Source organism: Ruegeria sp. AB7 (assembly GCF_056542625.1).
Genome location: NZ_JBQGAC010000006.1, coordinates 78595 through 87696, shown reverse-complemented (window position 1 = coordinate 87696; position 9102 = coordinate 78595). Strand labels below are relative to the sequence as shown.

Annotated in this window: 10 protein-coding genes; 4 read left to right on the top strand and 6 right to left on the bottom strand. The window is 57.1% G+C overall.

The genetic code is table 11. From position 1 onward, the window contains the following. Window positions 1-4: 4 nt before the first annotated feature. The 3 genes from ACR0EN_RS15790 to ACR0EN_RS15780 form a co-directional block, all read right to left on the bottom strand. On the bottom strand, window positions 5-202 hold the full coding sequence (locus ACR0EN_RS15790; RefSeq protein WP_170392682.1) for a DUF2783 domain-containing protein: 198 nt from the start codon (window positions 200-202) through the stop codon (window positions 5-7). 5 nt (window positions 203-207) lie between these two features. After that, a complete protein-coding gene (locus tag ACR0EN_RS15785) occupies window positions 208-1818 on the bottom strand; it encodes an FAD-dependent oxidoreductase (RefSeq protein ID WP_480587656.1) in 1611 nt (536 codons plus the stop codon). Between the two features lie 134 nt (window positions 1819-1952). Beyond that, window positions 1953-2903 carry an MBL fold metallo-hydrolase gene (locus tag ACR0EN_RS15780; protein ID WP_039541551.1) on the bottom strand — a complete coding sequence of 317 codons (951 nt, stop codon included), beginning with the start codon at window positions 2901-2903 and terminating at the stop codon, window positions 1953-1955. Window positions 2904-2955: 52 nt separating this feature from the next. On the opposite strand from ACR0EN_RS15780, the gene ACR0EN_RS15775 reads away from it, so the two are divergent. After that, window positions 2956-3519: a DUF2585 domain-containing protein gene (locus ACR0EN_RS15775; RefSeq protein ID WP_170818894.1), complete on the top strand. Its 564-nt coding sequence runs from the start codon at window positions 2956-2958 to the stop codon at window positions 3517-3519. A gap of 20 nt (window positions 3520-3539) precedes the next feature. Here the strand turns inward: ACR0EN_RS15775 and fahA are convergent, their stop codons facing one another. Continuing rightward, on the bottom strand, window positions 3540-4799 hold the full coding sequence (gene fahA, locus ACR0EN_RS15770) for a fumarylacetoacetase (RefSeq protein WP_480587652.1): 1260 nt from the start codon (window positions 4797-4799) through the stop codon (window positions 3540-3542). 22 nt (window positions 4800-4821) lie between these two features. Further along, complete coding sequence (locus ACR0EN_RS15765) at window positions 4822-5445, bottom strand: LysE family translocator (protein ID WP_480587649.1); 624 nt, start codon at window positions 5443-5445, stop codon at window positions 4822-4824. A gap of 65 nt (window positions 5446-5510) precedes the next feature. On the opposite strand from ACR0EN_RS15765, the gene ACR0EN_RS15760 reads away from it, so the two are divergent. After that, a complete protein-coding gene (locus ACR0EN_RS15760; protein WP_170392676.1) occupies window positions 5511-5963 on the top strand; it encodes a MarR family winged helix-turn-helix transcriptional regulator in 453 nt (150 codons plus the stop codon). Window positions 5964-6025: 62 nt separating this feature from the next. Further along, the gene (locus ACR0EN_RS15755; RefSeq protein ID WP_170818891.1) at window positions 6026-7261 is read left to right on the top strand and encodes an adenylate/guanylate cyclase domain-containing protein; all 1236 of its coding nucleotides are present in this window, start codon (window positions 6026-6028) and stop codon (window positions 7259-7261) included. Window positions 7262-7317: 56 nt separating this feature from the next. Here ACR0EN_RS15755 and ACR0EN_RS15750 read toward each other — a convergent pair whose 3' ends face one another. After that, window positions 7318-8256, bottom strand: a complete 939-nt coding sequence (locus ACR0EN_RS15750; protein ID WP_480587646.1) for a hydrogen peroxide-inducible genes activator — start codon at window positions 8254-8256, stop codon at window positions 7318-7320. A 122-nt stretch (window positions 8257-8378) separates the two neighbouring features. On the opposite strand from ACR0EN_RS15750, the gene ACR0EN_RS15745 reads away from it, so the two are divergent. Then, window positions 8379-9065, top strand: coding sequence for a GNAT family N-acetyltransferase (locus tag ACR0EN_RS15745; RefSeq protein ID WP_170818890.1), 687 nt, complete (start codon window positions 8379-8381; stop codon window positions 9063-9065). The last annotated feature ends 37 nt before the right edge of the window (window positions 9066-9102 follow it).

The following is a 9102-nucleotide window of genomic DNA, read 5'->3' as shown; positions in this document are numbered from 1 at the left end:
GGGCTTACTCCTGTTTCAGGGCTGCGGCGTCCAACGCCTGCTTCAGCACCGCGTTGTCGCCGATGTGGTTTGCCAGAACCAGCACAAGGCGCGCGTTGAACGCATCGCTTTCGGCTTTCTCAAGCCCTTCATGGGCGGCCACCAGATCGGCATAGAAATCGTCTGCCTGGGTCAGATTGGATGAGAGGATCAGATCAGCCATGTCGCTTACTCCTTGCCTGTGGCGCGGCGCACCGCGTGCCGGAATGCATTTTCTTCGTAGGTGTCGCGGCGGGCGGCCACGTGCTGATCGGGACGGATCAGATAGACCGCTCCGCTGGCATCGCCCAGATAGCGGCGCTTCAGCGTTAGGGTCGGGTCGTCTTTGACCGAGAGTGCCAGGCGTTTGACGATGATGCCATCGACCTCGATCTCATCTGGTGCATCGGCGTCGATGGTCAGCAGCGTGAACTGTCCAGCCAGTATAGGCAGTAGAAAGCCGTCACCCAAAGGCGCATCGGGACAGGACGCTCCGGGACGCGTCTGCGTCGGCCCGTTCAACGCATCCGCCGAATTCAACGACGAGCCGTCATAGACGCAAGGTACGCTCAGGCGGCCAGAATTCACCATCGGGCGGGCGAAGTCATAGTGCTCGCTCAAGTCCAGCACCGCGTCGCGCAGGATGCGGGACATCTGCGATTTCGGGGTGATGAAATCGGTCGAGCGGGTCGAGTTCAGGATGTTTTCGTCCGCACCGTGAATGCGTTCCTGATCGTAGCTGTCCAGCAGCGACTCAGGCGCTTTGCCGTCAATCACCAGTTTCAGTTTCCAGCACAGGTTGTCGGTATCCTGCACGCCCGAGTTTGCGCCCCGTGCGCCAAACGGGCTGACCTGATGGGCACTGTCACCGGCAAAGATCACGCGGCCATGGCGGAATTGCTCCATCCGGCGGCACTGGAAGGTGTAGATGCTGACCCATTCCAGCTCGAAATTTACCTCCTCGCCCAGCATGGCCTTGAGGCGCGGGATCACGTTTTCCGGGCGCTTTTCGCGTTCCTTGTCGATATCCCATCCCAGTTGCAGATCGATGCGCCAGACGCCATCGGGTTGTTTATGCAGCAACGCAGATTGGCCTTTGTTGAAGGGCGGATCGAACCAGAACCAGCGTTCCGAAGGGAAATCGGCCTCCATGATCACATCAGCGATCAGGAAGTTGTCTTCGAACACGCGGCCCACAAAATCCTTACCCATCATGGCGCGCATGGGTGAGCCCGCGCCGTCGCAGGCGATGACCCAATCCGCTTCGATGGTGTACGAACCCTCAGGCGTTTCGACCTCAAGCTTGACGTGATCGGGGTGGGTTCCAACGGCTTCGACCTTGTTGCGGCCGCGGATTTCGATCGGTGCACCCTGCGCTTGCAATTCGCGGACGCGGTCGACCAGAAACTGCTCGAAATAGTATTGCTGCAGGTTGATGAAGGCCGGGCGCTGATCGCCGCTGTCGGGCTGCAGGTCGAACTCGTAAACCTGACGTTCGTCGAAGAACACTTTGCCCTTGTTCCAAAGAACGCCCTTGTCCACCATCGGCTGCCCGCAACCCAGTCGGTCGAGGATTTCCAGAGGGCGCTTGGCAAAACAGATGGCGCGGCTGCCAAAGCTGACCTTGTCGTTGTCGTCCAGCACCAGCACCTCAACCCCTTGCTGGGCCAGATCGATGGCGGCGGCCAGACCCACCGGACCGGCCCCAACAACGATGACCTTGTGACGCACGGGCGCTGGCGCGGATTGATCCGGGCTGGCCTCGTAGGCATAAAGTGGAACTTCGAAAATCTTGTTCACGGTCTCTCTCCCAGTTCTGGTGCAGCGGGCACAACTCATCTGTTCTCCGGCGGGATAGCGCCGGAGGGTTGGTCTTAGCGTTTCACTGTCAAATCCGGGCCGCCACGATCTGGATCAAATCCGGCCCGGAAATCTTAGCCCTGCAGGGCCTCCCACATCTCCAGATCGCGCTGGGCGGTCCAGATCCGGGGCGTGTCGATGCCGCGGGCCTCGTCATAGGCGCGGGCAACATTGAAGGGCAGGCAGTGTTCGTAGATCGCATAGTCAGCGAATTTTGGGTCGCATTCTGCGCGCACGGCGTCCCAGGCTTCTTTCAGGCTGCCACCGCGCGCCGCAACCTTGGCCGCCGGGCGATAGGTGCTTTCGACGAAATCGCGAGTGTTCTCGATGGCCGCATTGACCATGTCCTTACCAACCAGAGCGTCGCCGCGCCCCGGCGCGATGGCGTCCACGTCAAACCACTTGATCTCATCCAGCGTATCGCCCCAGTCGCTGAAATGCCCATCGCCGCAATAGCACGCCGAGTGGTATTCGACGATGTCACCGGTGAACATGACATTCTGATCGGGCACGTGGATGACGATATCGCCAGCGGTATGCGCACGGCCCAGATGCATCAGGTCGATCCGGCGGTTGCCCAGATAAACCGTCATTGTGTCGCTGAAGGTGGTGGTGGGCCATGTGAGGCCGGGGATGCTTTCGTGTCCTTCAAAGAGACGCGGGAAGCGTTGGAATTCGCTGTCCCAGTCTTCCTGACCACGTTCAACCACCATTGCGCGCGCCATATCCGACATCAGTATCTGTTGCGCACCAAAGGCGCTCGCGCCCAGCACGCGTACTGCGTGGTAATGGGTCAGCGCCACATGGGTGATCGGCTTGTCAGTCACCGACCGCACGCATTCGATCACCTTGTTGGCCAGACGCGGCGTCGCCTGCGCCTCGACAATCATCACGCTGTCATCGCCGATGATCACGCCCGAGTTCGGGTCGCCTTCGGCAGTGAAGGCATACAGCCCTTCGCCCACCTCAGTGAAGCTGATTTTCTTTTCCGACATGTCCCCCTGGGACGCAAATGCCTTGGCCATATCAGTGATTTCCCTTCTGGACAGCGACTGGCTTTGATGATGTTGTCGCCATATGTTTGAACGTCGATTTTTGCCTTATTGGGCAACCGCTTGTGTTGTCATTGCCTGCGCCATCATCCTGCTGTGGATGGGCCGCGAACCGATTTGCAAATGCGGGTTTGTCAAGCTGTGGCATGGTGAAACCTTCAGTTCCGAAAGCTCGCAGCATCTGACCGATTGGTACACGCCCAGCCACATCATTCATGGCTTTCTGTTTTACGGTTTTCTGTGGCTGGTGGCGCGCCGCCTTGCCGTTGGCTGGCGGTTGTTCATCGCCACCTTGATAGAAGTCGCGTGGGAGATTTCCGAGAACACCAATGCCGTGATCGAACATTACCGCGCGGTCACGATCTCGCTGGACTACTACGGCGACAGTGTCGTCAACTCGATCGCCGATATTGGCGCGATGATGCTGGGGTTCTGGTTGGCGCGTCGCCTGCCGATCTGGATGACGGTCACCATTGCGCTGGGGTTCGAGATCGTGACCACCGCGCTGATCCGCGATGGTCTGACGCTGAACGTGCTGATGCTGCTTTATCCCATCGAGGCCGTTAAGGACTGGCAGAGCGCGCTCTGAATATGCGGACTGGACCTGCATCAATCTCTGGCGAATGGATTTTCGAGTGCGGGCAGCACGGTGCCGGTGCAATCGCCGAACCCGATGGTATAGCCGTCGCCCTTGGCTGCGCCGGTCAGGGTCAGCGTGTCGCCGTTCTCGATGAAGGTGCGGGTCTCGCCTGTGTCCAGCGTCAGTGGCTCTTTCCCGCCCCAGCTGAGTTCCAGAAGTGATCCGCGCTCTGGCTTGTTCGGCCCCGAAATGGTGCCGGACCCCAACAGGTCGCCCGTGTTCATCGGACACCCAGACGTCGAGTGATGCGCCAACTGCTGCGCCGCCGAGTAATACATCTCGCGATAATTGGTTCGTGCGATGGTCGTGGCGTCTTTATTCTCGGGCGCCATCGTTACGGATAGATCGATGTCATAGAGCATCGGGCCGCAATCCTTCAGGTGGTCCAGCAGTGCAAACTCACGGTCGGGCGTATCGCAGCGGAACGGTTCCAGCGCCGCTTTGGTCACGATCCACGGACTGATCGAGGTCGCGGTCGCCTTGGCCTGAAATGGCCCCAGCGGCTGGTATTCCCAGGCCTGAATATCGCGCGCGGACCAGTCGTTTAGCAGGACATAGCCAAAGATGTTGTCATCGGCTTCCTGCACTGAAATTGGGCCGTCAGACGGTGTGCCCACGATTGCACCCATCTCTAGTTCGATATCAAATCGACGGCTGGGCAGGAAAGCAGGCAGGTCCTGATCGGGCGATTTCAACTGACCCCAGGGGCGACGGATATCCGTGCCTGAAACGACAACAGACGAAGCGCGGCCGTTATAGCCGATGGGGATGTGCAGCCAGTTCGGCGGCAACGCGTTTTCCGGGCCGCGGAACATGGTGCCCACGTTCTGGGCATGGTGGCGGCCCGCGTAGAAATCGGTGTATTCGCTGACGGCAAAGGGCATGTGCATCTCGGCCTCGTCCTGCGGGATCAGCAGACCTTCGATCTTGTGCTGTTCGTCCGAATCTTCAGCCAATAGCGTAGAAAGGCGGTCGCGCAATGCAGCCCATACGGCAGGGCCTTCTTCCATTAGCGGATTCCAGAAGGGCAGATCGAACAGCGGCTCATCCGACAGCGCGATTAATCCATCAGCTTCGGCAGCAGTCACGTCGAAGATCATGTCGCCGATGGCAACGCCGCAGCGGGGCTCGGTGGTTTCGGTCGAGAACACGCCATAAGGCAGGTTGTTCAGCGGGAAGGGGTGGTCGGCGGAATTGGCCGATGCGACCCAGGATTTCTTCAAAGGCATATTGCGTCCTTATGTCTTTCGGTTACGAGGCGGCGCGCAGGGATTTGAAGCCCAGCAGGACTGCCGCCAATATCATGAAGCTGCCACCGATCCGGTCGAGCCAAAGCCTTGCCGGCCCCTGCAGGCGCCGGGCCAGCCAACTGGCAGTGGAGCCATAGGCCATCAGAAACAACCCGTCTATGATCAGATATGTGGCCGAGAGGATGGCGAATTGCGGCCAGAAAGGCAGCGCGCCATCGATGAACAGCGGAAACAGAGCGGCGAAGAACACCACCGCCTTAGGATTCGCGGCAGAGGTGATGAAGCCCTGCATCCACAGCGCCTTGCGGCTGGTGCGCGGCGCATCGTTGGTTTCGGCAACGCGTGCCTTCACGATTTGCTTGACGCCGAGATAGATCAGATAGGTCACGCCCAACCACTTGATCACGGTAAAGGCGGTCCCGGACGTAGCGATCAGGGCAGCCAGACCCAGACCGGCGGCCAACATTTGAAAGAAATTGGCCGTCAAATCCCCCGCAGCGGTAAAAAAACCTCGCCGCAGCCCATTGGTTGCCGAGTTCGACAGCATCAGCAACTGGCTTGGCCCCGGTGTGCTCATCAGCAGCAACACCGTCGCCACATAGGTGATCCAGATATCAAAACTCATCTCGTCTCCGGTGATCCTTCAACTTGTCACTTGTCGAATAATAGTTGATTTTGTAACTAACAAGGATGACCCAGCCTAAAAATGACCAAAAAGATGAGTTTGATTTGCGAAATTTCCTGCCGTTCCTGTTGAATCAGGCGGCCGAAGAAAGTTCGCTTGAGTTTCAGCGCGTTTACAAGGATCGCTACGGAATGCTGCGAACTGAATGGCGGGTGCTGTTTCATCTTGGCAATCATGGTGAGATGACCGCACGCGACATTGTTGAGCGTGCCAAAATCCACAAAACCAAGGTCAGCCGTGCGGTCAGCCGATTGCAACAGCGCCGATATCTGCAAAGGTTGCGGGATGAAAATGACCGGCGGGTTGAGCGGCTATCGCTGACCTCGGCTGGCCAAAAGGTTTATCGCGAGTTAAGCGGTATCGCGCAGGATTATGATCAGAAACTGGCATCGCGTTTCACCACGGGTGAGGCCGCTTTGCTGCGCATGATGCTGCGACGTCTGGCCGGAATGGATTAGGGCACTGGTAATCCGGTACAGCTGCCCCCAGATCAACGTCATAACGGACACAGGAACGACACATGACAGCGCCGGATTCCCCAACGGCAAAATCCCATGATCTGATAGATTGGTTGGTGACCCGAGGCCTGGAAGGGGCCGACAAACAAGAACTTTTGGACGGGTATTGCACCCGTTTGGTTGATCTTGGTGTTCCCTTGATGCGCTTTCATGCGGCGCAACCGGCCTTGCATCCCGTCTATGGCGGAACGGGCTATAGCTGGTACCGCAGCAAAGGAAGTAATCTGGAAACCTTCGAGTATTCCGAAGAGCCCAGTGAAGTTTGGACACAAAGTCCGCTGTATGCCGTATTGCACGAAGATATCGATGCTATCCGTGAACGGCTGGTCGATCAGAACGAACCCAGCCGTTTTCCCCTGCTAAACGAGTTGCGGGAAAACGGGGCCACGGACTATTACGCGACTGGCATCAGCTTTGATGTGCCGGCTCAACGCAACCCCTATGATGCGAAAGAGGCAATCGACGGCGTCTTGATGTCCTGGTCCAGCAATGCGCCGGAAGGATTCTGCGACGATGATCTGGACGTGATCAATACGGCGCTACCGCATCTGGGGCTGGCTCTGAAGTCAGCCTCGAACGCGCGGGTGTCGAAAGATTTGATGCGGGTTTATCTGGGGCGCGATGCCGGTCGTCGGGTCTTGTCCGGTGAAATCCGTCGCGGGTCACTGCAGCAGATTGATGCGGTGATCTGGAACTTCGATCTGGAAGGGTTCACCAGCTTGTCGGAAGAGATGCCAGGGATCGAAGTCATAGATATGCTGAATGACTACCTGGGTGTGGTGGTCGATGTTGTTCATCAATGCGAAGGCAACATCCTGAAGTTCATGGGCGACGGTGTCATGGCGATGTTTGATGTCGGCGAGATCGATGCCGATGCCCGCGCCGCGCTGGCTGCGGCGACCATGCTGCAAGAGCGTATGGCCGAATTGAACACTCAGCGGAGTTCACGGGGTCAACCGGTTTCGAATTATACGCTGGCATTGCACTCTGGTGAGATCCTCTATGGAAACATCGGCTCCGAAAGTCGGCTGGATTTCACCGTCATTGGTCCGGCGGTCAACCAGACGTCCAGAATTGCGGGGATGCATCGGTCGCTGGGGCAGCGGGTCCTGATTTCTGATGATGTCGCCCGCGCGGCCCATCCCTGCGATCAGGATCTGATCTCGGTCGGTCGCTATATGTTGCGTGGCGTGGCAGAGCCGAAAGAGCTGTTTACGATTTACAGAACGGCTGGCTAGGTCTGGCCATTGTACAGCTGCTTAATGCGGTAGCTTAAGGCCAGAGGTCAACACCACTATTTTTCAACGCTGACCAATCCAGAATAATCTGTCTTGGCAACGCTGCGAATGGCGTCTGAGATAAAGCTGAATGCGCGATGGTGGCCACTGGAGGCGCGCCAGACAAGGCCAATCGACCTATTCAGGCGGCCGGGCCTATAGGGCACAAGTGCCACGTCCCCGCCAAATTTGGGCACTTCGGACGCCACATAAAGTGATGGAAGGAATGAGATTCCGATATTTATAGCGGTCATCTGACGAATGGCATCCAAACTGGTGCCTTCATAGTCATACAGCAGATTTGCGCCGACCTCCTTGGTCAGGTTTTCGATCTGGCTGTGGAGGGTGAAGCGCCGCGACAGGACCAAAACGTTTTCCCCCTTTAGATCTTCGTCTTCTACGTATTCCTTTTTTGCCAGCGGATGGCTGAGGGCCACAGCCAGATGAAGAGGCTCTCGCAGTAATCGCTGAACAAAAACATCGGCCGATTTCACCGGCAGTTGCGTCAGAATAACGTCGTGCATTCCGCTCAACAGTTCTTGCAGCAGTTCTGAGGGGGGGCCGTCACGCACGATCAATCTCAGATCCGGGTGGTTCTGATGCAAATGCAGAAAAACGCGCGGCAACAGATAGGGCCCCAGCGTTGGGGATGAGCCGAGGCGAAAACTTCCTGAAAGTTCGGATTTCATCCGATTGTGTGTTTCTTGCAGGGCCATCACATCAGATAGTATGCTTCGGGTTTGCTCAAGAATTTCTCGTCCTTCAGGCGTCAGCATCGCTCCGGCGCGGCCTCGTTCGACGAGGTTCAGACAAAGCACAGATTCCAAATTAGCAATCTGCAGGCTAAGAGAAGGCTGGCTAATGCCGATACGCTCGGCGGCTTTCCTGTAGTGGCCAGTGTCGGCCAGCGTACGGAAATAGGACAGTTGTTTCAATGTCAGCTGGATGTCGATCAATAGGTTTTTCCAATCAAATATTGTTGAACAATAGGCTATCCTATTTTGTTGGAATATCCAACAATTGGCGCAGTCTCTTGTTTCAGAGCACTTGGTGTTGGTGTGTTCGCTCGGAGGACGTCATGAACATTCAAAACAAATCTATTCGATCTGAACACTCCTGCGGGCATTCGAGATCAGTTGATCTGCGCAGATTGAGGTCGCAGGGTGTTCTTTCCGAACGTGAAGTCAAATGGTGTCAGACGAACGGTGTCGAGGTCGCTTACGACCCGATTCAAATAGGCTGGGTCCCACTGGAATGTGAGGATGACATCCTGGGCACATTCGAGCGTCCGAATCCCCGGCCATTTCACTTCCGTGCATGGGATCTGAAGGACTCGGCAGTGTATGCGGCGATGCTTTCCTCTGAGCGCCTGTGGCGCTATCTGCCGGAGGTCTATCCAGGCCCAATCAGTGCGGACGATGCCGCCCAATTGATCGAACTGGGTTACGAAGATCATCATCAGGTGTTGGCCATCGAGAAAGATGGGCACGCAATCGGACAGGTTCGTATGCTAGAAAAGGGATCGGGCAGCGCCGAAGTCAGCTATTGGTTGGGTGAGAAGCATTGGGGCAAGGGGTACGCCAGTTCGATCGTCGCACAGTACTGTGACGAATATTTGCGCCAACGCCCCAATGTTTACCGGGTGATCGCGGTTGTGCACGCAGACAACTTGGCATCTCAAGCTGTTCTCCGGAAATGTGCGTTTACTGACTCTGCGCGCGACGGAGAGTGGCTTACACTTGAGCGGCTACGTAGAGCATCTTAAGGCACTTGGATTTACTTTGGTTAGCTGTGCAGGCGCT